The following is a 22,133-nucleotide window of genomic DNA, read 5'->3' as shown; positions in this document are numbered from 1 at the left end:
TTTGGGAATTATTTAAGATATATAATCCGCAGGGGCGCTCATCAGTTCCTGTAACTCGTTGAGCCCTGATATATTGAGGCTTTGCGCAATTATTAGTTAATTTGCCTCAAAATCAGGAATATGTCTAGTCCATCATTTTACAGCCGCCTGCAGCAGGAACTGCAGGACATAAAAGACGCAGGATTATATAAGCAGGAACGTATCATTGAATCGGTGCAAGGCGCTGAGATCGTGGTAAATGGTAAAAAAGTGCTGAACTTTTGCGCCAACAACTACCTCGGCCTTTCTTCTCACCCTAAAGTGATCGAAGCTGCACACAAAACAATTGATCAGCGTGGCTACGGCATGAGCTCGGTACGCTTTATCTGCGGTACGCAAGATATACACAAGGAGCTGGAGGCTAAACTGGCTAAATTCCTGGGCACTGAGGACACTATTTTATATGTTGCCTGCTTCGATGCCAATGGTGGTGTATTCGAGCCGCTGTTGGGCGAAAATGACGCCATTATATCAGATGAGCTGAACCACGCTTCTATCATCGACGGTGTACGCCTGACAAAAACACGCCGTGCCCGCTACAAGCACAACGACATGGCCGACCTGGAAGCACAGCTTCAGGCAAATATGGATGCCCGTACGCGTATCATCGTTACCGACTCTGTATTCTCTATGGACGGTACCATTGCCCAGCTGGATAAGATCTGCGACCTCGCCGATAAATACGATGCGCTGGTAATGATCGACGAAAGCCACTCCTCGGGCTTTATGGGCAAAACAGGCCGTGGCGTACACGAGCTGTGTGGTGTTATGGACCGTATCGACATTATCACCGGTACACTGGGCAAAGCCCTTGGTGGTGCATCAGGCGGTTTCACCAGCGGACGCAAAGAGATCATCGAGATGCTGCGCCAGCGCAGCCGTCCTTACCTGTTCTCTAATACACTGGCTCCTGCCGTAGTAGGCGCTTCTATCGCAGTGCTGGATATGCTGAGCGAAACAACTGCCCTGCGCGATAAACTGGAAGAAAATACTACTTACTTCCGCAGCAAAATGACGGAAGCTGGTTTCGATATTAAACCGGGCACACACGCTATTGCTCCTATCATGCTATACGATGCACCATTGGCGCAACAGTTTGCCGCCAAGCTGTTGGACGAAGGCATCTACGTGATCGGCTTCTTCTATCCGGTAGTAGCAAAAGGACAGGCGCGTATCCGTGTACAAATATCTGCTGCACACGAGCGCGAACATCTTGATAAAGCCATTGCAGCCTTTACCAAAATAGGTAAAGAGCTAGGTGTGCTGAAAGCGCAGGTTGCTTAAATTTCTTTGAAATAACAAAAGCCGTCCCGAAGAATCGGGACGGCTTTTTCTTTTTACCAGCCTATATGTCTATGTCCTATTCTTGTTCTGTATAAACCTTCGTTGTAGTATGTGTTGTTGTGGTGTGCGTTGAATCATCGGCCATGCTCGCAGCCATCTGCTGACGTTTGTTGCGCACCCAGTCTTTGGCCCTGAATGCCAGCAAACACATTACCGGTACAATGATCAGCGTGAGGAATGTCGCAAAGCTCAGACCGTAGATCATGGTCCATGCCAGCGGCCCCCAGAAGGCAACGCTATCACCACCAAAGTACAGGTGCGGATTGAACTCACTGAACAGCGATGCGAAGTCCATATTCAGACCAACGCCCAATGGTATCAAACCGAGGATCGCGGCCGTCGCCGTAAGCAATACCGGCGTCATACGCGTACGGCCTGCTTCTACTATCGCATCGTAAGGTTTCATGCCTTGCGCCAGCATCAGATCCATGAACTCTACCAACAGGATACCATTTCGTACCACGATACCCGCCAGCGCTACGATACCAATACCACTCATCACGATAGAGAAATCGTTTTTGAAGATACCCACACCCAGGAACACACCGAAGATCGAGAAGATGATCTCAGACATGATGATCACTGTGCGGCTGAAAGAGTTGAACTGCATGATCAGTATCAGGAATATCAATCCGATAGAGATCATCATCGCATTACCCAGGAAGGCACCTGTCTCAGCCTGCTCTTCCTGCTGGCCACCCATACGGATGTTGATGCCTGCAGGTGTATTGTAGTTATTCAGTTCTTCTTGTATGGCTGCCACTACTTCGTTCGGGTTGTAACCAGTCAACACGTTTGATGACAAGGTGATGATACGTTTCAGATCCTGGCGTTTGATACCACCATAAGTGTTATCGTAATAGATATTTGCAAACGCACTCACAGGCACTTCGCGCACTATACCACCCATACCCATGTCGCGGAACACCAGCGGCATGTTACGCACCGCTTCAATATTCTCCCGCTGGTCTTTCTGCAGGCGCAGCGTGATGGGGTAATCATCATTCGCATCGCGGAAGCGTGATATTTCTTCACCAAATACTGCAGTACGTAAGTTCATTACCACTTGGCCTGTGGAGATACCTTCATTGTTCATACGCTCACGATCAAGGTCAAACACGATCTCTGGCTTGTTTGCCTGGAAGTCACTACGCAATTCTTCCACACCAGCTATGCGTTTGCTCTCAAGGTATTTTTTCACACGGTCAGAGGTAACGATCAGCGAGTCAAGGTTGTCGCCTGTTATCTCTACAACGATCGGCTTAGGCAATGGTGGACCGCCTTGTTCTTTATCAACGGTCACTTCAGCACCGGGCACGCCTTTCACAGCAGCCCGTACTTTCTCGAGATATTTGGTAGTTGATTCACCATTACGCTCTGAGAATTTTACAAAGGCTACAGTGATACGCCCCTTGTTCGGGAAGTTACCAACTTCACCACTTGTCGGATCAACCGCACCCACTGTTACATTCGAGATCACCGATTTTACGATTGGATTTTTCTTACCCGTTTTATAGTCTATACCCAATGCACCATTCACACGGCCCTCCAGCTTTGCAAGCACTGTATTGGTATAAGCCTGGTCAGTACCAACCGGCATGTTCAGGTATACGTATACAAAGTTTGGTTCAGCTTCAGGGAAAAACACTACGTTCGGGCTGCGTACTTTCATTAGTCCACCCGCAAACACAAAAACCCCAACCATAATTCCTATCGTAGCCCAAGGCCTTGCCAGTGCGCGCTTCAGCCATTTAGTATACCAATCCTGGAAAGCAGGCCATGTTTTGTTCTGGAAACTGTGTATCCATTTGCGGAATACGTATTTCTCCAGTAACACGAAACCATAAATAAACAGGATGAAGTTACCCATACCCCAAGCCTGCGCTATGTAGCAAATAGCTGCCAGCGCCAGGAAGATGATCATGGTTACCTTATCGCGTTTTGTCCATCTTACTTTCTTGGCCACAGCTCCATGATCGTGCGGTTTCATAAAGTCTACCGCAAACACAGGGTTGATGATATAAGCCACGAGCAGCGATGCCAGCAGCGTGATGATCAGCGTAACCGGCAGGAAGAACATGAACTCACCGATAACACCTGTCCAAAATGCCAGAGGGATGAAAGGCACCAGCGTAGTTACAGTACCAGACAACACTGGCAGGAACACCTCACCGGTAGCTGCCTTAGCAGCTTTCTTGATCGGTACTTTACCATTATCGTATATACGGTGCGTATTCTCTATCACCACAATGGCATCATCCACCACGATACCCAACGCCAGCAGGAAGGAGAACAGTACGATCATGTTGAGTGTAAAACCTAAGCCCGGCATCACCAGGAAGGCTATAGCACATGACAGAGGTACTGACATGGCCACAAACAGGGCATTGGTCACACCCATGAAGAACATCAGGATCACTGTTACCAGGATGAACCCGATGATGATAGTATTGATCAAGTCATGCACCGTGGTACGTGTCTGATCACTTTGGTCACCGGTTATTACAATGCTCAGATCCTTTGGCAGTTGTTCTTTCTGCATTTTCTCCATCAACGCCATGATCTTATCCGATGCCTCGATCAGGTTCTCTCCTTTGGCTTTGATCACGTTCAACGTAATAACGTTCTTACCATCAAGGCGCGCATAACTCTCCTGCTCTTCGAAGTTATCAGTCACTTCTGCGAGGTCGCGGATATACAGGGCCTTACCATGTTGGTTCTTTACGATCAGGTTGCCTATCTGGTCAGCCGATTTGAACTCGTTGCGAATACTAAGGATGCGCTTCTGGTTGTTCATTGACACCTGCCCCGGAGTAGAAGATATGTTCTCGTAAGCAACCGCATTTTTGATGTCACCAAAGGTGAAACCAGACGCAGTCATCTTATACATATCCACGTTGATCTGGATCTCACGCTCAAGCGCGCCTACCATATCTACACGTTTCACTTCCTTCAGCTCTTCAATTTCATCCTGCACATCATCTGCATATTTCTTCAGCCTGTTCAGGTCATAATTACCCGAGATGTTCACGTACAATATAGGCATCTCAGACAGGTCGATATCCTTTACTTCAGGTTCGTTAGGCAGATTCTGTGGTAGTTCCGGGCGGGCTTTATCAACCGCGTCTTTCACATCACGCTTTGCCTTGTCTACCTCTACATCAGTGTTAAACTCAACTATCACAACCGAGAAATCCTGGAATGAGTTGCTGGTAACCTTTTTTACACCAGTGAGGTTCTTTACCTCTTTTTCAATGGGTTTGGTCACCAGGTTCTCCATGTTCTCAGGAGAAGTACCGGGATTGAATGTCTGCACAATGATCTGCGGCATCTTGATCTCCGGGAACTGCTCTTTAGGCAGGTTGAGATAGGTCATCAAACCCGCCAGGGTAATGATGATGGTGAGTATATATATCGCCGTGCGATTGTCTATCGCCCAGCTGGATGGTTTAAACTCTTTGAATACGTCTTTCATAAAAACTTTTTACTGTGGTGATATTTATTGCAGTGCTACCGCTTCGCCATTGTCGAGGTTCTCAAAACCTTCAGTGATAACCACATCGCCGTCTTTCAGACCGCTTACTATTTCAATCATGCCATCAGAAGTACGACCAGTAACTACGCGAACAACCTTGGCTTTGTTGCCATCTACTATGTACACCAGGTCGCCTTCCGACGTCTTTTGAATAACACGTACCGGCACAGCGATAGCCGTCTTGTTCCTGTAGTTAGCTATCTGCATACGGCAGCTCATGTTTGGATGCAGTGCAGCATTACTACCCAGGTTTACTTCAACTTTGAAAGCGCGTGAGATCGGATCGATCGCCCTAGCTACATAGCTCAGCTTCGAGTTAATAGTATCGCCCGTTTCAACGAACACGAGCTTCACAGGATCGCCTTGTTTTACTTTACCGAGGTAATTCTCACCCAACGATGCCGTTGCTTTCAATGCAGCCATGTTTACCACCTTGATACCGTTCATACCAGGATTAACAGCGTCGCCCGGTTTGATATCCACCGCATCCACTGTACCGCTTATCGGTGACTTAATAGTATACATAGCACGTTGCGCTTGCAGAGCAGATTTTTGTTTTACAACACCTTCGTACGATGCTTTGGCAGAAAGCAGCTGCACTTCCGTACCAATATTCTGCGCCCATAGCTTTTGCTGTTTTTCATATAAAGCCTTCGTCAGGCTTATTTGCGGTTCAAGTGCTTGTATCTGTTGTTCTACTACCGAGGCGTCAAGTATAGCCAGGGTCTGGCCCTTACCTACTTGCTGACCAGGGCGAACTGTAATACTTTTTACGATACCGGGAGCTTGTGAGGTGGCCAAGATGTTCTGGTCACCGGTCACTTGTCCTTGTACATCAACATAAGCGTCGAACTGGCCGCGTGTTACAGTCATAGTCGAAACAGGAGTGCCTTTTGTTGGTGTTGTTTTAGCAACTTCACCTTCCAGTGCAGATATTTTCTTGTCAAGATCAGCGCGCTCTCTTTTCAGTTTAGTGAGTTCCTCGGTTTTGTTAACGGTTTTCTCGCCGCAGGAAGCGAGAATGGTGGTTGCTGCTATTAAATAAACGAAGCGTTTCATGCTATGTGTTTTAAAAAAGTATTGTTGTGTGGTTAAGTTTTATTTAAATTCTCCAAGTGCTTTTTTCAGGTCTGCATGTGCGTTAAACACCTCAAGCAATGCCAGGAAATAGTTGGTTTGTGATTGCAGCAATTCGGTTTGCGCTTGCGTTACTTCAATGTTACTCCCTACACCAGCCTTGTATTTCTTCCGAGCCAAGTCCAGCACAGACGCACCGAGTTCCATGTTACGACGTTGATTGTCCATGGCCATCAGGCTATTCTTCAAAGTAGTACGCGCCTGGCCTGCCTGGAAGTCGATACCAAGCTCCATGTTCTCGATATTATTCTCTGTCTTCAATACATTCAGCTTGGCTTGCACTACTCGATTGCGCCTTTGGAAGCCATCAAATACGGGCACGTTCAGCGTCACCCCCCATAAAGAGCTAAATACGTACTCGTTTTGATAGAGGTGCGTGAAATTATCTGCGGCATAATTATATCCGGCACTACCAAACAACGCAAGAGACGGCAAATACGAAGAGCGGTGCCGTTTAAGATCGTATTTATTAAGTTGCAGTTGCGTGAGCAACAGATTATAGTCCGTTCTATTCAGATAATTAACCTCATCATTTAACATTGCCTCGGCAAATGCGACATTGGTTTCAATAACCGTATCAACCAGAACAAGCTGCTCATTTAGGTCCATACCCATCGCAAATTTCAAAGCTCGCTCACTCAGATCAAGCAGGCTATTTACACGTATGCTGTCAGTAACAAGGTTGTTTACCTGCACCTGCACACGGTCTACTTCTATCTTTTCCGCAAAGCCGGCATTGCGCAGAGCTATGAGATCATTCAGAATGCCACGAGCATTTGCAAGCGATGCTCTGAAGATCACAAACTGATGCTGTGAAATAGCAACCGCATGATATGCCTTTTGAACATTATAGCGTATTTCTTCCTCGGTAAACCGGGCACTTTGTTCTGTTAATTTCAATACGGTATTACGTGCACGCAATGCTACCAAAACGCTTCCGTCAAAAAGCAACTGTGAACCTGTCAAGTTAGCAGAAGTTCCATATACCGGCGACATACGAACGGGTTGATAGACATCAGCATTTTTCACTGGCTTCCCGGTAAAAGCTTCAGCAAATCTTCCGGGAAAAAACTGCGCAGGCAGATCAGTAAACTGTGTATACTTGGCTTCACCGTTTATTTGTGGAAGTGAAAGACCAGTGATCTCTGCATTCCGGGCTTCTTGTATCTGTATGTCCAGTCGTGCATTCCGGGCTACCATGTTGTTTTTAACAGCATAGTCCATAGCTTCCTGCAGATGTAGCGGCCTGGGCTGTGCCAGGCTTATAAATGGTACTAGTGTGATTAATGATAAAACTAGGCGTCTCATTTTGAAACTTGCTTTAAGTATTTGTCTTTGTATTTGTGGTAGTATTTTTCTCCTTTGGTGGTCATGATGCCGTACAGGAAGTGCTCGCAGATCTCGTGGGTAACAAACATCAGGTCGTAGCGCTCGTTCACCAGCAGGTTGGGCTGAAACATGATAAGTGAGGTCTCGAGCCTGTACCGCGCCAGGAAGTCAGCATTTATACCTTCCCTGTACAAACCTTCCCTTATGCCCTGTTCTATGTTATCCCTGATCATCTTCACGTCGTCTTCCATCAGCTTATTGCGAAACAGCTCGTAGGCTTCGGGAAAAAAACGTTGCATTTCCAACAAGGCCATCGGGTTCATCTGCTTGTAGGTCTGATCAAGCAGCATCTGCGTACGCAGCATGGCGTCTATGGCATTCTCAGAAGAGTCTATCGCAGCCTGGCAGCCCTCCGCAACGCGGCATTTATACCACGTCACCGATTCGTTTACCACTTCGTGCTTGTTAGCGAAGTGCTGGTAGAGCGTCTTTTTCGAAATACCCGCCCGGCGCGCTATGTCGTCCATCGTGATCGCCTTGAAGCCGTATTGGCGGAACAGCTCGGCAGACGCACTGAGTATTTTAATAAGAGGTTCCATAATTCGGACGCAAAACTATGGAAACATTTTCCACAAAAAACGTTTCCTCAGTATCTATTGTTTCTATGAGGCTTATCAAGAAAACTAATTGGAATGTAGCACGACACAACCAGTAACCGTTTCAATGCGGTCTTTTTCCGCCTCGATGACTGGTTTTCCGGAAAAGATTACTTTAGCTTTATCTAAAATCACACATACATGGGTTTCTGGTCCGAATTCAGGCAATTTGCAGTTAAAGGCAACGTCCTCGACCTTGCGGTCGGTGTTATTATAGGCGCCGCATTTGGCAAGATCGTTACTGCGATGGTTGACGATGTCATCATGCCACTGATAGCTGCCGCTACCAAAAGCGATATGAACGTGGCCGATAAGTTCATCGTGCTATCACCCGGTAAAGATGGCGATGTCTACGCCTCGCTAGAAAAGGCCAAAGCCGCCGGCGCCAATGTATTTGCCTGGGGCCATTTTGTACAGACCATTGTCGACTTCCTGATCATTGCCTTCTTCATCTTCGTAGCCATCCGAACCCTCAATAAACTCAAAACTCAACAGGTTGTTGAAGCTGTGCCGCCGGGCCCCAGCTCTACTGATAAGTTACTAATGGAAATAAGAGACTTATTGAAACAGGATAAATAAATACGCAGTTTTTTTGGCATAAACGCAATTAATTGCGCATTTTTGTATCGATAGACAGGGATATATGGCCACAGGAAAAATCTACCAGGATCTGCTCACCAGGAAACAAAAAGGAAACTCCGGTTTCGCCGTATTGGTGGATCCCGACAAAGTTTCCCCTTCCGAAATGAAGTATCTAGCCGAACTCTGTAACGATGCTGGCGTAGATTATCTGTTAATGGGTGGCAGCCTTTTACTTTCTCACGAGCTGGATGCCTGCATCCAGCGCTTCAAAGCCGAGAGCCAGATACCTGTAATACTTTTCCCGGGGAGCCCGGCACAAGTCACACCTTATGCCGATGCCCTGTTGTACCTCTCCCTTATCTCCGGCCGCAACCCAGACCTACTCATTGGCCAGCACGTGGTGTCTGCCCCTTTAGTCAAAGCCAGCGGACTCGAAGTGATCTCTACCGGATATATGGTAGTTGACGGCGGTGCTGCAACGACCGTATCATATATGAGCAATTCCGCTCCCCTGCCAGCCAACAAGCCCGAAATAGCCTTGTGTACAGCATGGGCTGGCGAAATGCAAGGCAAGCATATATTATATATGGACGCCGGCAGCGGTGCTCAAAACCCCATCTCCGAAGAGATGATCCATAAAGTAGCCTCACATACCCAAATTCCATTATTTGTGGGTGGCGGCATCCAGACACCGGAAAAAGTCTACGCCAATTGCCAGGCTGGCGCTACCGTTGTAGTGGTAGGTAACGCCATCGAAAAGGATCCGATGCTGATCCGCGACCTTGCTCAAGCCTCAAAAGGATCAGGCGTTGCAGTAAAATAGCCTATTTTTGCCCTGATAATCAGAAAATTCACCAGAATCTGCCGTTCAGATTTTTTGGTTTTCATTATTTCCTTTACCTTTGCACTCCCTTTAAAGAAATTCCCTGCTCCGGCAGGAACAAAAAATTAGAATATGAAACGTACTTTTCAACCATCTCGCCGTCGTCGTAAGAATGTGCATGGATTCCGTAAGCGTATGGAAACTGCGAACGGCCGTAAAGTATTGGCTTCTCGCCGTGCAAAAGGTCGCCATAAACTGACTGTTTCTGACGAACGCCGTCTTAAGTAATCGCATAAACTCAACTGCCATTCGTAATACTTTCAAAGCATACGAGCGGCTTAAGCGCGAGCAGCATATTGATACGCTTTTCCGTACCGGGAAAGCGTTTTCTGTTTTTCCGCTCAAGTTCATCTATCAAGCCGTGCCGCGCGGCGCTGAGCCCTCTCCTGTCAGGGTGGGTTTCTCTGTGCCTAAGAAAAAGCACCGCCTCTCGGTGACCCGCCACCGCATACGCCGCCTGATGGCCGAAGCATGGCGCCTGCAAAAGCAGGAGCTCTATCCCGCTATACCCGAAGACACCCAGATCCAGCTCTTCATCCTCTATACCGATACCACCGCCAACCCCACACAGGAACAGGTGATGAAGGCCGTACTCAAGGGCATGGGCAAGCTGAAAACCGCCATCAACCCACAAGTTGAACCATCATGAACAAGCTATTCTCTATCCTGTTCGTTTGGGTGATACGCGCCTACCAGGCGTTCTTGTCGCCGCAGCTGGGGGCTAAGTGCCGGTATACACCCACCTGTAGCGCCTACGGACTGGAAGCCATCAAGAAGCACGGCCCCTGGAAAGGCGGCTGGCTGGCCTTTAAGCGATTCCTGAGGTGCAACCCATGGGGTGGGCATGGGTATGATCCCGTACCACCCCCTCCGCCCCCTAAAGGGGGAACCGCTTAATGCGGATATCGTCCCTCCTTTAGGAGGGACGACTCCATTGAAAATCAACAACTTGTCGGGGGAGGTATAACGAAAGCCGTCATAGAAATGACGGCTTTCGCTTTGCCAATTGACTTATTCCTGAGTCAACAGACGAGTTCAAATATTTTTATGTGCTGTAACCTGGTGCCTAGCGCTTTACCTGCCCAACCAGTGAGTTTGCCTTGTGGCAGGCATCCGATATGTCCGATGCTCTCACAAGAGCGTAGATAAGGTTGCCATTGTTCTGTTCAAACATGATGTCTTTTTCGCGGGGCATCCTGGCATTGCTTTCCAGGCAAACTACAATTTCGTTCTTGGCGAATATGACTTTAAACGTCTTCATTCCAAACCTCCTCGTTTTCGTACCTACTTCTTTAGACTGCTGAGCCTCACTAAAGTTAACGCACAAAACGCACCAAACTGTACGCTACCGCCGCTTTTGACAATACTATAACACTGCGTTTACTCCAGTTTCAACTGCGGGCCTTTCCGCAGCTTGCGGAAATTCTCTACAGCTACATACAAGCTAACAGCCGCTGTCAACATACCAAATAGCGCCCTGGCCACTTTCAATTTCTTATTTTTCTTCACCGTTTGAATCACGTTTTCCATAGTACTATTCTTTAACTATCTAGCTCACCGATAAACACCAAGCCAGCGCACATCATACAACATAGTTTTAACAAGACTCCTCACCATACGCTCCTTCCTGGTAGGGAGCATGCACCACCGGCACAATGGTTATTCCAAGGTGTTTGGCTGGTGGATATGGAGGCGACAATACGCCCACGATGGCACTGCAGTCGCCGCATACCACGATAGCGCTGCTGGTCTCGGCCTCCTCTTTGGTTTGAGGGTTGGCGATGGAGATCTCATGTAGCTGAAAATTAGATCCAGAGCAACCCGGGCATTTTAAGTGAGGTTTCTTCATGGTGACGGTTTTATTAGTGACGTTCAACTTCTTCTCCTCTTGGTAGCGACCTGAGCTGGGCCTGTGTAGCAGCGGGGTGGCTTGAAGAGCGCTGTGCGTAAGGCGGTGCAGCAGCAGCCGGGCCCTCATGCAGGCATTCATAGATCAGTTCGCTGAGGCGCGGCTCCAGGCCATACATCTCGGCGGGCACCTTGCCCACAATGTGCCACTCCTTATCGCGGCCCTCTACATGAAAATGGGGAAACGCCTTATTGTTAACAGACTCCACCTCGAAGCCGGCATCGATAGTATTGTTCTCATTTACAAAACGCAATATAATGGGATTGCCCATATAGGTAACGGTGATAATAAAGGATCGCATAAACTGGTGATTTAGGGTGCCCGGACTGGCGATTCCGGGGTTAGTTATCCTGAAGTTAACTCAAAGGATTGTGCCGCATTTGCATGAGCTTGAGGCTACGGTACAGCCTGATAACAGTTAAACAAATGTGAATCAGCCCGTAGTTTTTTTGACCAAAATCATAAGCTCTGGTGTCTAATCGCGGATATTACAAACCTCAAACTATGCTACTCCACGAAAACCGCTACAGGATGGGGTCTTCACTTCAATTTGTTCGCTTTTACAACACATTTTCGGTGCTTTTTCTCAAACTCCCCTCCTTGATTTAAGGAGGGGCCGGGGGTGGTAGCTGAGGCCAGCACTGCTGACGAATAAGCGATTCTCATATCCGTTGATAGCAAATGTTGCCGCTTTTGTCATGAATCCACGAACTGTTGTTGCCGCTGTGCGCGTTGCTGATTGATTATCAATGACAGGATCATAAACTCGCAGCGCACAGCTGTATTTTTTGTTGCCGATTGTTGCCGTTTTGGGGTGATTTCTAAAGCAGAGAACAAACTCCGGAAACAAAACGGAATAACCTGGCAGGGTTGAGCTGCTGAGGTATGGAGGGTAGCTGATGGGTTGTATAGGTATTTGCATAGCAAGGTTTTACTACTACAAATATACAATATTTTTACGATAATTGTAGAGGATTTTTGCAGCCAGCTGGCGGTGCTGCTATGGAGCACCCGTTGCGTCGCACCCTTGTACGGCAGGATGTCTACTCACTCCCGTCATTCTCCACCCCACCACCAAGCGTCCAACTACCAAACGTCATTGCGAGGCAGTATTTGCGAATGCAAATATGTACGAAGCAATCTTGCCACACGTCAGGCATCGACATTCTACATTGACCGCACCGTCCCAAACTGATTGGTGTTAAACAAGCCCATGTTTGCGCGAGATTGCTTCGTTCCTCGCAATGACGGGAGAGGGGTGGCCTCTAGTGATATCGAATCTCGCGAAACAGAAAGTTCACTTATTTCCGATTGACCAGCCCAATAGTTCAGTTTACGTTTGCAGCATGCTCCTGCTTGATACTAGTTTCGTATGGCTCATGAACGACCAGCCAATGACCTGCCCTAAATGTGGCGCAAGAACTTTCTTCGATTGCTTCATGCATACCAATGCCAAATGGGAAGCTCACTTTTGCATTAATGAAAGTTGCTTGAATGTATTTTTAGTGACTGAAGATGAAGACTAAAGCTCAGGCACACCACAAGAAATCATATACGAATAAATCGCGTCGTATTCCTTTCGTGGTGCTGTCTTATCATGTTCATCGCCTACAGGAACATATATCACCATTCCTTCCCTTGCCCGAGTAAGGAGCACACGATATTTATTCGTTATGAATCGCTGCATTTCAACGCCTTTTACATTCGTCCACTTTGTTCCTTTGAACAGTTTAAAATCCCAGTCATCTTTATGCCTACGGAGGTCTAGATCCCAACAAACACCGGTCCAATCGAGTTCCAGACCTTGAATTCCAAATTCCGTTGCAGGAACTTCTAATGCATATGATGACCTCACATCCTCCCTGTCATTCAGAAACCAACTGGCCGCATCAAATTCGCCTTTTACATCAAGACCTTGTTTCCTAAGCCTGCGTCCGCCTGAACTGGCAACTAAACCTACACGTCTCGTCCCTTTATCTCTTTCTTTTAACCACTCCCTTGCGGCATCTAAATCTCTTGTAATAGCTATCGGATAGTTATGCAAATACGTTGCAAACAGGGTCGCGGCAGCTTGTGGTCTGTTATTTAGAAGTTGTTGAACCCATTCTGACAATTTCTCTGCTTTATAAGAACGCAAGGAAACATCTAAATGTAAATCCTTCACACGTGTTACGTCGACGTGTTTGACCTTTGTTTCAAATAAAGTCAAATCCCCCGTACTATGATCTCCGGCCTCCAATTGCGGTGACACGTACACACGCCAATGTTTGTACTTTGTTTTTAATTTATTGCCCCATTCGCGCAGACCCGCTTCACCTGTATTTATTTCTTGCCCTCCACCAATCAGAGCCACAATTACAGCCCAATCTTTATGTCTGTCCATTATCTCAAGCATCAAGTCCGGCTCTGAAAAATCTCGCTTGAACTTCCGCATAGACTGTTTCGCATTCCATGCTCTTTGTGCTTCATCAAAAATTACAATTTGATTATTCGGTTTAGCCTTTTTGTTTTCAAAGTATCCATCAATAAAGCGGTGCACATTTTCAATAAATGCGATAATTCTCTCCTGCTCCTTTTCTTTAACAGCTTTGTCTTCTTTTGCTAACCTTGTTTTTGCGTCTCGCGCAAGTGCAGACCGTAGTACCTTTATGAGCGGGCCATTGCCCGATAAAAACGTAGCAAGGGATACGTCCTTTGCTTGAAAGTCGGAATGATGTGCAATATGCAAGCCTGCCAAAGTTTTACCCGCGCCAGGAACTCCAGTAATAAAACATATTAGCTTCTCGCGGTTTTTTCGAGCTTTGTTAATTGCACTAACAATTGCGTCAGTCGTCTTAGTCAAATTCGTAGCTCCAGCATGCGATTTCGTTATGTTTTCTACTGAATGTCCGGCAAATAATACTCGCGCAGCTTCGATGATAGTAGGAGTTGGCGCATATGAGCTTTGATTCCAGCTATTTGCATTAATCCTACCACGTTTATGGCTAATAGAGGCAATTTGCCGCAACAAATCATTTAGATTTTTATCATTAGCAAAAAGTGTTTGCTGAACGAAATCACTAGAAAATTGCAAATCAATTTTCCTAGCTCTAGTATTTGGAATGAGCAGTATCGGTACGATTATTTTGTCTCTCGATTCGAAGTGAAAATCTCTAAGATCAAGGCAGTAATCTAAAAGCTGATGCTCACCACCACCTGAATAATTAGGCTTACTTGCCTTGAACTCAATGACGATGATAATAGAATCCGCAATCAAGACAATATCTATTCGTTTGTCTCGTCTTACTATTGGGTATTCTAACAATATAGTCCAATCTTTTGCTCGATCGACATCGGAGATTAACTGCTTAAAATTTGCTTTCAAAATTGGAACTGCAATGTCCCAAGAGTCTGTTTGACTGTGTAGCTGTTGATGAAAACCAGAATTTGCACCTTGCTTCGTGAGTTTGCCAATAATCGCATTATCATCATGCTTAAGGAAACCACCGATAGAGTTTAAGTAAAATGCTCCCATTACTTTTTAAACTCTTTAGCGGTGAAAAAATCTTGAAAGGATGTCTCAAGGGCAAGAATAATCTTCTCGAGAATCTCCACAGATATGTTCCTGCGCCCGTTCTCGACATCGGTCATATAAGTCCTATCGACGCCAGCCTTATTGGCCAGTGCTTCTTGCGACAAGCGCAATTCGTGTCTTAACTCTCTGACCCGCTGTCCTACTTTACCCTTGATATCCATTACGACAACAAGGTATCTGGATGTGGCTTTTAAGTCAACGGACTTTAAGTGTCATTGGTTATATTCGCTTATGAATATTGCACTTTCGTACTTATACAGAGACGCCGGAAATTATAAACAACACGACACGGTTGTTTTTACTAATACAACTGGAATGGCGTTAGAACAGGTACGAAACAGAATAAGAGCGTGCTTAATTGACGGAGAATGGTTCTATGTTGATAGATGGAAACTGAGGGATTTACACTTTGGAACATGGGATAATGAACTAGATCATACGTGGCATGAGTTTGACGATGTGCAAGAAACGAGCGAAGCGCCAACAAAAGGCGACATAAGCGACTTCCTATTTCTCATTTCCGCTGTGAAAACTCCGAATTAGTAACTTCGTTTTTAGCGCCGAGGCTATGGGGCACTGACAACAGTCCGACCGATAAGCTTGGCTAGTGCTAAACGCCGTGTAATAGCATCAAGCCGGTTTTCAGCATTCTAGATTTGATTTTCAACTCCTTTTATCTAGTTTGGAATAAGATCTCCCTTTCTTTTTGTAGAATTCTAAAAACTCAGCCTTGTGAATAAAGACTATATCCCATTTTTAGTTGCAATCGGAAGTGGCCTACTCGGCGTAATTATTAGCCATATCGCCCAGTGGTACAAAGGCAGGAAAGAAGATAATCGCAAACGCAAAGAAGCGCTATTTTTTCTACTTGAATTTAGAGCGTTGATACCTAAATTCCATCTAACACCAGCCATCGATTTTTACGCACAAAAATTTGTAAAGCGGTTTTCTGAAAACCCCACTCCAGAAATGGTTAACACAGTGTCAGAACTGTTTTCACCAGTCATAGTAAACCTAGTGAACGATGTTCTTAAAAACAGCTATGAGGATCTTGAGGCCGGCTTCCGATCAACGGTGATAAATCTATCAGCTGTAGATCCAGTGCTCGCATTTCACCTAAATGGGAAGCAGAGTATTTTAAGCCAGTTTGACACTTTAAAAAGCAAAATCGATCTAATTGCAACAAGTGAGAAGGATGAAAACTTAAAAGAAAGTACAGAAAGGATAAAAAAGCTCCTATTCAACAAAATGGACGAAAAATTTTTCAAACAATCCATTGAATCAATTGAAGATCTAATCTTCGATATCGCAAATAAGATATATCTGGTTAATGGACATAAAAAAATGAACGTCGTACTGGCGGGAATTGAAGGAAAACCGCTCCAAGAAAATGAAGAAATCAACCAGGATATAGACAAATATTTCGACCACATTTACCAAACAATGAACGCTGCCAACGCCGTAAGTGCTCCATAGCAGCAACTCAGCCGGCTCCAACAAGCCCTCTCCACAATAGTTCTTGTCATTTCTTATCTTTCATAAAAATCAAATAAAGTGTCAGATAGAGAAAGAGATAGGGACAATCTTGAAACTTTAGTCGAAAGACTGACTAAGGTCCAGGAAAAGTATACCTACTTTATTTTAGCAGTCTGTATTTCGTCAATTGCTTACACAGTTGAGCTGACGAAATCGACGAAGCCAACGGTTTCCATGATTCCCCTAGCTTTTGCAGTTTTCTTTTGGGTCATGAGCTTTATCTGTGGGTGCTGGTACATTCTGAACATAATGAGCGTAACTAGAGCGAACATCCTAATTCTTAAAGACGACCCGGATCAAGCTGCTTACGGGCATCACATGAATCGCAAATACCAACGTAAAGGAGTAATAAACTTTAACTGGCAATTCAGATTTCTGATACTTGGGGTATTATGCTTTATATTCTGGAGGGCGCTTATACTTTTTGGTCAAACATGATAGTTCTAATTTTTAGCCTGTGTTTATTAAAATATTAACGGTCGGCAGCAAAATTACTATTTGTGGTATCGAATATAAGATCATCGCCATAAACGGGGATGAGTATCTATTGGAAGATGAAACAGATGGTGAAATTCTAAAGTTTAGTCTTTCCACAATCACCGGCGTTTTTATTTTCGACAACCTAGGATTATAATTGTCTCCCGACTTCCACCGTACAAGAGTGCGACCCCGCCTATCGGACGGGGCAGGCAGCAACGGATGCTCCATAGTAGTAACCCAGCCGGCTGCAAAAAGAATTTTCAATCTATTAGGCTTCTGCACTTGTGCCAGGCAGATTACCTTCGGTGAGAAGAGTTCTTCACTGCGTTCAGAATGACAGCGCTATTGGGCGAATGACAGCGTTGATTGGGCGACAGTGCTGGCCTCAACAAACATCCCCCGCTTTCGCACATGGCTGCGCACGCCCCAGCAACCACCCCTGCGCCCCTCCTTAAAAGAAGGAGGGGAAATAACTTTTACCCCATACTCCCTGCCCTGATGCGGCTGAGGGTTTCGGGGGCTATGCCGAGATAGGACGCGATGTACTTGAGGGGTATGCGCTGCAGTATGCCGGGCTGGCGGGAGAGCAGGTCGCGGTAGCGCTGTTCGGGCGTGTCGAGCAGGAAGGTGGTTTCGCGCTGCTCGTTGTAGATGAACATGCGCTCGAGGTGCAGGCGCGCCAGCTTTTGCAGCGCGGGGTGTTTGTCTATGGTGCGGTAAAAGTTGTCGCGGCTGGTTTGCAGCAGGGTTACGGGCTCCATAGCCACTATGTTGAACCGCGAGGGCTGCTGCAGGCTAAAGCTGGCCAGCGAGCCACAAAACCAGTTCTCGAAGTTGAAGTCTTTGGTCACCTCCACGCCATCTACCAAATAATATAGCCGCACATAACCCTCGGTAATGAAGCCAAGGTATTTGCACACTTCATCCTGCCGCAGGAAATGCTCTTTCTTGCGCAGCTGCCGCGGCGCCAGTATGCTTTGCATGTCGTGCCAGGCCTCGTCGGTCAGGGGCACCTGGCTGGTTATATAGCTGTACAGATTGTCGAGCATAGCGGGTGGTTGCGGTTGATCAAAAATATTGACCTGCGTCAAGATTTTGCAGCGGACATGCTGGTTTCTTTGCAGCCATAAAACAAATGAATTTATGACGATAATTAAAACCCTCCGCCTGCTGCAGTTGGTCAGCTACACGATAGTGGCCAGCCAGTTTATTTTTTACCTGATCATACTGAGCGGGGCGCTGAGGAATGTGAGCATCACCAACTTCCTGGAGCAGCGCCGCGCGGTAGACGGGCTGATGCAACAGCGCTGGAAGGTGGTTTACTACAGTTGCCTGGCGCTGAGCACGGTCATGGTGGCGGTTTCGGCACGGCAGCCGGGGAGCTGGGTGTTTATTACATCGGTCATAGCCATGCTGTGCCTGGTGGTTGATGTAGTGTTGGCGCTGAAAGGGAATGAGCCGATTAACAGGATGGTGAACTTGGCAGCCTTAACCCCTAAACCCCCTAAAGGGGACTTTTCGAACTGGGAGGATTTACGGGTTCAGTGGCTGCGGTTGATCGAGATACGTGGTGTTATTACTGTGTCGGGGTTGGGGGCGTTGTTGGTGGGGTTGGTGTGGGGGTAGTAACCGAAACCCCTAAATCCCCCGGCAGTTTTGACAATTATTTCAAGGTCTGCCTAAAGGGGACTTCAGGAAAAGAGAAAACAATAAAAGTCCGAAAGCCCCCTTTAGGGGGTTTGGGGGTAGCGTAGGTGATGAAGGTAATTGTCCAAGCGATGGAATTTCGATGGAACTCTCACGGCGATGGCACCGTTCAGGGTTCGGGAATTCGGCTCAACATGCCACAAGCTTTCGTTGCCTGAGTCAGACACGAACATTTGTTCAGCGAAGAATGTCGATGCATAACGCGTGGCTAGATTGCTTCGGCCGTATTTGCATTCACAAATACTCTCTCGCAATGACGTTTAGTGGGGGAAGCCCCCTTTAGGGGATTTAGGGGTATTGTTACTGCGCGGGTCTTATATCCACTACCCTTATCTGTAGCTTGGTGATGCCGTTGAATTCGTTCTCGTCGATGTTGTAGAGGATATCGAACGGGCCTTTTTGAACGATGTCGAATTTATCGGCAAGGTTGAAGCCGATGCCGTCCATCACTACTCCGCTTTGCTGATGCACTACGAATTTGATGTGCAGGTCTTTCACTATGCGGCTGTGGCCCTGGTAGTCGTACACGCGCTTGGTGAGGAAGATAGGCTTCATATTGGCCGGACCAAAAGGCTCAAACTGCTTGATGATCTTATGGAACGCCGGGCGCACATCGCGCAGGCTGATCTCGGCGTCTATCTCTATTTCCGGTATCAGCATGGCCTCTGTGATCTTGCCGGCTACAACTTGTTCAAAACGGTCAACAAAAGCAGCTACGCGGTCGGGGTGCAGGGTCATACCCGCAGCATAGAAGTGACCACCGTAGTTGTCCAGCAGGTCGCGGCATTCGTGCACGGCTTCGTATATATTGAAGCCACTCACCGAACGTGCGGAGCCGGTCACTTTATCATTGCTCAGCGTGAGTATGATAGTGGGACGGTAGTAATGATCGATAAGCCTGCTGGCCACGATGCCTACTACGCCTTTGTGCCAATGGCTCTGGTAGAGCACGGTGCTCTTGCGGGCAGCCATGGCGGTATCGCCTTGTATGATGGCAAGGGCTTCTTCGGTGATGTTCTTATCTACTTCCTTACGATCGAAGTTATCGCTTTGCAGTGCTTCGGCAAGGGCGGTCAATTTTTCAGTATCGGTTTCTATGAACAGGTCAACGGCCTTACGGGCGTCGTCCATACGTCCGGCGGCATTCACCCGCGGACCGATAACAAACACGAGGTCGGAGATGGAGAGGTTGCGGTTTACCTGGGCCAACGCCTTCAGTGTACGTATGCCGGGAGACGGGTTTTCGTTGACGCGCTTCAGGCCGTAAAAGGCCAGCACGCGGTTCTCGCCATCTATCGGTACTATGTCGGCAGCTATGCTGGTTGCAACCAGGTCGAGGTATTCATAAGCGTCCTCGAGCGGCTTGCCCCATTTTAAGCACAGCGCGGTTATCAGCTTAAAGCCAATGCCCGCACCGGAAAGTTCTTTATAAGGGTATTTACAGTCGCTCTGCTTGGGGTTGAGTATGGCCTTTGCAGGGGGCAGCATTGCGTCAGGCGTGTGGTGGTCGCACACGATCACATCAATGCCCAGCGATTGCGCATACTGTATCAGCTCTACGGATTTGATACCACAGTCGAGCGTAATGAGCAGGGTGTAACCATTTGCATGCGCATGGTCGATGCCTGCTTTACTGACACCATAACCTTCGCGGTAACGGTGCGGTATATAATAGGAGAGTTCTCCTTTATAGTTCTTTCTGAGGAAAGAGTAAACAACGGCCACGGCAGTGGTGCCATCCACATCATAGTCGCCATAGATCATGATGCGCTCATGCCACTCCATGGCTTCGGAGATGCGGGTTACCGCGGTCTCCATTCCTTTCATCAGGAAGGGGTCGTGCAGGTGGCTAAGTTCGGGGCGGAAAAAACTTTTAGCTGAATCGAAACCGGCAATGCCGCGCACAGCAAGTATCCGGCACAGTGCAGGGTGTATATGCAGGCTGTCGGACAGTTGCTTTATGTATGCTTCGTCCGCTGGTTTTAAAGTCCAGCGTTTAGTTTGCGCCATTTCCGAAATCCAGTTGTTGCACCGCGTGATGGTAGTCGTTCATCCACGCATCGAGGCGGTTGCAGAACTGTTGTTGTTCTATGTTGTCAAAAAAGTTTCCTTCGTTCATGATGTTCTGCAACAATTGATCCTGCGCACGTATGCAGCTCAAGGCAGTATTATAGGGTGTATGGCTAAACGATACCATCTCGTAAACAGAGATGAAACGGTCGGGGTAACGTTTGCCTAATTCCTTTTCGATCTTTTTACGCTCGAGGAAATTAGGATCGGCTACCTTGTCGCGCATCTCTACAAAGTTAAGGAGTGCGAGCTGCGCAACCGCATCGCCGTTCGGTTTTCTTTTTTGCTCGTATGCTTTTAATATGACATCCCAGTTGTCGCCGTGCTGGTCCATCAGTCCGGCAAGGATGGTACAGTCTTCAAAGCCTGCGTTCATGCCTTGTCCATAGAAAGGAACGATGGCATGGGCCGCGTCGCCGATCAGCGCACTCTTGTCGCTATGGTGCCATGGGAAGATGTGCGTGGTGATGAGTGAAGACGTTGGATTATTAAAGAAATCATCCAGCAGCGTCGGCATCATCGGCACCGCATCGGGGAATTGCTCTTTGAAGAACGCCAGTACTTCGTCTTTCGTGGTCAGTTTCTCAAATGACACCGGACCAGAGAATGGGAAGAACAGCGTGCAGGTGAACGTACCATCCGTATTCGGCAGCGCGATCATCATAAAGTTCTTGCGCGGCCAGATGTGCAGGGCGTGTTGCTCCATCTGGATCTTGCCTGCCGCGTCCGGTGGTATGCTCAGCTCTTTGTAGCCATGCTCCAGGTATTGCTGCGAAGCGTTTACGCGCTCCATGCCTACATAGCTGCTACGCAATGCAGAGAAAGCTCCATCTGCACCAAACAATAAGTCGGCTAGTACGGACAGTTCAGTACCATCCAGCTTTTGAAAGTGCAGGCGGTTGTCGTGTACATCTACTTTCGTACAACGGTGCTCGAAGTGAATGGTTGCGCCTTCGCGCTCAGCCAGGGTCATGAGTTTTTTGTTCAGTTCACCGCGGCTTACTGAATAGATAGCTTCGTTGTTCTTACCATATTGCTGAAAAGCAGAGCTGCCATCGGCCTGGTGCAGGTAGCGGCCGTACATCGGTATAGCGATGCTTTCCAGGTCGGCGCGTAGGCCGGCGAGGTCGAGAGCTTTCCAGCCACGGGCGCTCATGGCCAAGTTGATGGAGCGGCCGGCTGCTATCTTATTAGAACGCATATCCGGTCGACGCTCATATATAGTAACGTCGTAACCGCGTTTGCGTAAGATGATAGCCAGCAAAGAGCCAACAAGACCTGCTCCTAATATGGTAACTGAACGAGCCATGTAATCAATAATTTGCAGGCAAAGTAAAGAAATTGAGGCGACT

Annotated in this window: 21 protein-coding genes; 8 read left to right on the top strand and 13 right to left on the bottom strand. The window is 47.3% G+C overall.

Features of this window, described 5'->3' with window-relative positions:
• Positions 1 to 120: 120 nt before the first annotated feature.
• Positions 121 to 1,323: a glycine C-acetyltransferase gene (gene kbl / locus P2W83_RS08470; protein WP_276133284.1), complete on the top strand. Its 1,203-nt coding sequence runs from the start codon at positions 121 to 123 to the stop codon at positions 1,321 to 1,323.
• Between the two features lie 76 nt (positions 1,324 to 1,399).
• On the opposite strand, the gene P2W83_RS08465 is transcribed toward kbl, so the two are convergent.
• Genes P2W83_RS08465 through P2W83_RS08450 form a run of 4 tightly spaced genes read right to left on the bottom strand, consistent with a single transcriptional unit; the run spans position 1,400 to position 7,983 of the window.
• On the bottom strand, positions 1,400 to 4,858 hold the full coding sequence (locus P2W83_RS08465; RefSeq protein ID WP_276133283.1) for an efflux RND transporter permease subunit: 3,459 nt from the start codon (positions 4,856 to 4,858) through the stop codon (positions 1,400 to 1,402).
• Positions 4,859 to 4,882: 24 nt separating this feature from the next.
• Positions 4,883 to 5,977 carry an efflux RND transporter periplasmic adaptor subunit gene (locus P2W83_RS08460; RefSeq protein ID WP_276133282.1) on the bottom strand — a complete coding sequence of 365 codons (1,095 nt, stop codon included), beginning with the start codon at positions 5,975 to 5,977 and terminating at the stop codon, positions 4,883 to 4,885.
• A 39-nt stretch (positions 5,978 to 6,016) separates the two neighbouring features.
• A complete protein-coding gene (locus P2W83_RS08455; RefSeq protein WP_276133281.1) occupies positions 6,017 to 7,363 on the bottom strand; it encodes a TolC family protein in 1,347 nt (448 codons plus the stop codon).
• Positions 7,360 to 7,983, bottom strand: coding sequence for a TetR/AcrR family transcriptional regulator (locus tag P2W83_RS08450; protein WP_276133280.1), 624 nt, complete (start codon positions 7,981 to 7,983; stop codon positions 7,360 to 7,362). The genes P2W83_RS08455 and P2W83_RS08450 overlap by 4 nt, the downstream gene beginning before the upstream one ends.
• Before the next feature lie 198 nt (positions 7,984 to 8,181).
• Here P2W83_RS08450 and mscL point away from each other — a divergent pair, with 198 nt between their 5' ends.
• The 5 genes from mscL to yidD all read left to right on the top strand — a co-directional run bounded on the left by mscL (position 8,182) and on the right by yidD (position 10,402).
• On the top strand, positions 8,182 to 8,619 hold the full coding sequence (gene mscL / locus P2W83_RS08445) for a large conductance mechanosensitive channel protein MscL (RefSeq protein WP_276133279.1): 438 nt from the start codon (positions 8,182 to 8,184) through the stop codon (positions 8,617 to 8,619).
• A gap of 64 nt (positions 8,620 to 8,683) precedes the next feature.
• A complete protein-coding gene (locus P2W83_RS08440; protein ID WP_276133278.1) occupies positions 8,684 to 9,445 on the top strand; it encodes a phosphoglycerol geranylgeranyltransferase in 762 nt (253 codons plus the stop codon).
• 132 nt (positions 9,446 to 9,577) lie between these two features.
• Positions 9,578 to 9,733 carry a 50S ribosomal protein L34 gene (gene rpmH, locus P2W83_RS08435; RefSeq protein WP_276133277.1) on the top strand — a complete coding sequence of 52 codons (156 nt, stop codon included), beginning with the start codon at positions 9,578 to 9,580 and terminating at the stop codon, positions 9,731 to 9,733.
• Entirely contained in the window at positions 9,705 to 10,154 is a 450-nt protein-coding gene (locus P2W83_RS08430) for a ribonuclease P protein component (protein WP_338090246.1), read from the top strand. The genes rpmH and P2W83_RS08430 overlap by 29 nt, the downstream gene beginning before the upstream one ends.
• Positions 10,151 to 10,402, top strand: coding sequence for a membrane protein insertion efficiency factor YidD (gene yidD / locus P2W83_RS08425; RefSeq protein WP_276133276.1), 252 nt, complete (start codon positions 10,151 to 10,153; stop codon positions 10,400 to 10,402). The genes P2W83_RS08430 and yidD overlap by 4 nt, the downstream gene beginning before the upstream one ends.
• 169 nt (positions 10,403 to 10,571) lie before the next feature.
• Here the strand turns inward: yidD and P2W83_RS08420 are convergent, their stop codons facing one another.
• From P2W83_RS08420 to P2W83_RS08395, 6 genes are all read right to left on the bottom strand, one after another.
• Positions 10,572 to 10,766 carry a hypothetical protein gene (locus P2W83_RS08420; protein ID WP_276133275.1) on the bottom strand — a complete coding sequence of 65 codons (195 nt, stop codon included), beginning with the start codon at positions 10,764 to 10,766 and terminating at the stop codon, positions 10,572 to 10,574.
• A 119-nt stretch (positions 10,767 to 10,885) separates the two neighbouring features.
• Positions 10,886 to 11,035 (bottom strand): hypothetical protein, encoded by a 150-nt coding sequence (locus P2W83_RS08415; RefSeq protein ID WP_276133274.1) that lies wholly within the window; start codon positions 11,033 to 11,035, stop codon positions 10,886 to 10,888.
• Positions 11,036 to 11,102: 67 nt separating this feature from the next.
• Positions 11,103 to 11,354 carry a hypothetical protein gene (locus tag P2W83_RS08410; protein ID WP_276133273.1) on the bottom strand — a complete coding sequence of 84 codons (252 nt, stop codon included), beginning with the start codon at positions 11,352 to 11,354 and terminating at the stop codon, positions 11,103 to 11,105.
• Positions 11,355 to 11,367: 13 nt separating this feature from the next.
• On the bottom strand, positions 11,368 to 11,715 hold the full coding sequence (locus tag P2W83_RS08405; protein WP_276133272.1) for a hypothetical protein: 348 nt from the start codon (positions 11,713 to 11,715) through the stop codon (positions 11,368 to 11,370).
• Between the two features lie 1,221 nt (positions 11,716 to 12,936).
• Positions 12,937 to 14,928, bottom strand: coding sequence for a DNA/RNA helicase domain-containing protein (locus P2W83_RS08400; RefSeq protein ID WP_276133271.1), 1,992 nt, complete (start codon positions 14,926 to 14,928; stop codon positions 12,937 to 12,939).
• Positions 14,928 to 15,149 carry a helix-turn-helix domain-containing protein gene (locus P2W83_RS08395; RefSeq protein WP_276133270.1) on the bottom strand — a complete coding sequence of 74 codons (222 nt, stop codon included), beginning with the start codon at positions 15,147 to 15,149 and terminating at the stop codon, positions 14,928 to 14,930. The genes P2W83_RS08400 and P2W83_RS08395 overlap by 1 nt, the downstream gene beginning before the upstream one ends.
• Before the next feature lie 571 nt (positions 15,150 to 15,720).
• Between P2W83_RS08395 and P2W83_RS08390 the strand changes: the two genes are divergently transcribed.
• Positions 15,721 to 16,464, top strand: coding sequence for a hypothetical protein (locus P2W83_RS08390; protein ID WP_276133269.1), 744 nt, complete (start codon positions 15,721 to 15,723; stop codon positions 16,462 to 16,464).
• A 1,016-nt stretch (positions 16,465 to 17,480) separates the two neighbouring features.
• Here the strand turns inward: P2W83_RS08390 and P2W83_RS08385 are convergent.
• Positions 17,481 to 18,053, bottom strand: a complete 573-nt coding sequence (locus P2W83_RS08385; protein WP_276133268.1) for a Crp/Fnr family transcriptional regulator — start codon at positions 18,051 to 18,053, stop codon at positions 17,481 to 17,483.
• 46 nt (positions 18,054 to 18,099) lie between these two features.
• Between P2W83_RS08385 and P2W83_RS08380 the strand changes: the two genes are divergently transcribed.
• Complete coding sequence (locus tag P2W83_RS08380; protein ID WP_276133267.1) at positions 18,100 to 18,630, top strand: DUF1772 domain-containing protein; 531 nt, start codon at positions 18,100 to 18,102, stop codon at positions 18,628 to 18,630.
• Between the two features lie 381 nt (positions 18,631 to 19,011).
• Here P2W83_RS08380 and recJ read toward each other — a convergent pair whose 3' ends face one another.
• The gene (recJ, locus tag P2W83_RS08375; RefSeq protein ID WP_276133266.1) at positions 19,012 to 20,721 is read right to left on the bottom strand and encodes a single-stranded-DNA-specific exonuclease RecJ; all 1,710 of its coding nucleotides are present in this window, start codon (positions 20,719 to 20,721) and stop codon (positions 19,012 to 19,014) included.
• Positions 20,708 to 22,090: an FAD-dependent oxidoreductase gene (locus tag P2W83_RS08370; protein ID WP_276133265.1), complete on the bottom strand. Its 1,383-nt coding sequence runs from the start codon at positions 22,088 to 22,090 to the stop codon at positions 20,708 to 20,710. The genes recJ and P2W83_RS08370 overlap by 14 nt, the downstream gene beginning before the upstream one ends.
• Positions 22,091 to 22,133 lie beyond the last annotated feature (43 nt).

This window comes from Polluticoccus soli (genome assembly GCF_029269745.1).
Taxonomy (GTDB): domain Bacteria; phylum Bacteroidota; class Bacteroidia; order Chitinophagales; family Chitinophagaceae; genus Polluticoccus; species Polluticoccus soli.
The sequence above is the reverse complement of the archived record's forward strand: the minus strand, read 5'-3'. Positions and strand labels throughout refer to the sequence as shown.

Bases quoted from the DNA above. Each gene is read 5' to 3' on its own strand.
- kbl (WP_276133284.1), top strand. From the start codon at position 121: ATGTCTAGTCCATCATTTTACAGCCGCCTGCAGCAGGAACTGCAGGAC.
- P2W83_RS08465 (WP_276133283.1), bottom strand. From the start codon at position 4,858: ATGAAAGACGTATTCAAAGAGTTTAAACCATCCAGCTGGGCGATAGAC.
- P2W83_RS08460 (WP_276133282.1), bottom strand. From the start codon at position 5,977: ATGAAACGCTTCGTTTATTTAATAGCAGCAACCACCATTCTCGCTTCC.
- P2W83_RS08455 (WP_276133281.1), bottom strand. From the start codon at position 7,363: ATGAGACGCCTAGTTTTATCATTAATCACACTAGTACCATTTATAAGC.
- P2W83_RS08450 (WP_276133280.1), bottom strand. From the start codon at position 7,983: ATGGAACCTCTTATTAAAATACTCAGTGCGTCTGCCGAGCTGTTCCGC.
- mscL (WP_276133279.1), top strand. From the start codon at position 8,182: ATGGGTTTCTGGTCCGAATTCAGGCAATTTGCAGTTAAAGGCAACGTC.
- P2W83_RS08440 (WP_276133278.1), top strand. From the start codon at position 8,684: ATGGCCACAGGAAAAATCTACCAGGATCTGCTCACCAGGAAACAAAAA.
- rpmH (WP_276133277.1), top strand. From the start codon at position 9,578: ATGAAACGTACTTTTCAACCATCTCGCCGTCGTCGTAAGAATGTGCAT.
- yidD (WP_276133276.1), top strand. From the start codon at position 10,151: ATGAACAAGCTATTCTCTATCCTGTTCGTTTGGGTGATACGCGCCTAC.
- P2W83_RS08420 (WP_276133275.1), bottom strand. From the start codon at position 10,766: ATGAAGACGTTTAAAGTCATATTCGCCAAGAACGAAATTGTAGTTTGC.
- P2W83_RS08415 (WP_276133274.1), bottom strand. From the start codon at position 11,035: ATGGAAAACGTGATTCAAACGGTGAAGAAAAATAAGAAATTGAAAGTG.
- P2W83_RS08410 (WP_276133273.1), bottom strand. From the start codon at position 11,354: ATGAAGAAACCTCACTTAAAATGCCCGGGTTGCTCTGGATCTAATTTT.
- P2W83_RS08405 (WP_276133272.1), bottom strand. From the start codon at position 11,715: ATGCGATCCTTTATTATCACCGTTACCTATATGGGCAATCCCATTATA.
- P2W83_RS08400 (WP_276133271.1), bottom strand. From the start codon at position 14,928: ATGGGAGCATTTTACTTAAACTCTATCGGTGGTTTCCTTAAGCATGAT.
- P2W83_RS08395 (WP_276133270.1), bottom strand. From the start codon at position 15,149: ATGGATATCAAGGGTAAAGTAGGACAGCGGGTCAGAGAGTTAAGACAC.
- P2W83_RS08385 (WP_276133268.1), bottom strand. From the start codon at position 18,053: ATGCTCGACAATCTGTACAGCTATATAACCAGCCAGGTGCCCCTGACC.
- recJ (WP_276133266.1), bottom strand. From the start codon at position 20,721: ATGGCGCAAACTAAACGCTGGACTTTAAAACCAGCGGACGAAGCATAC.
- P2W83_RS08370 (WP_276133265.1), bottom strand. From the start codon at position 22,090: ATGGCTCGTTCAGTTACCATATTAGGAGCAGGTCTTGTTGGCTCTTTG.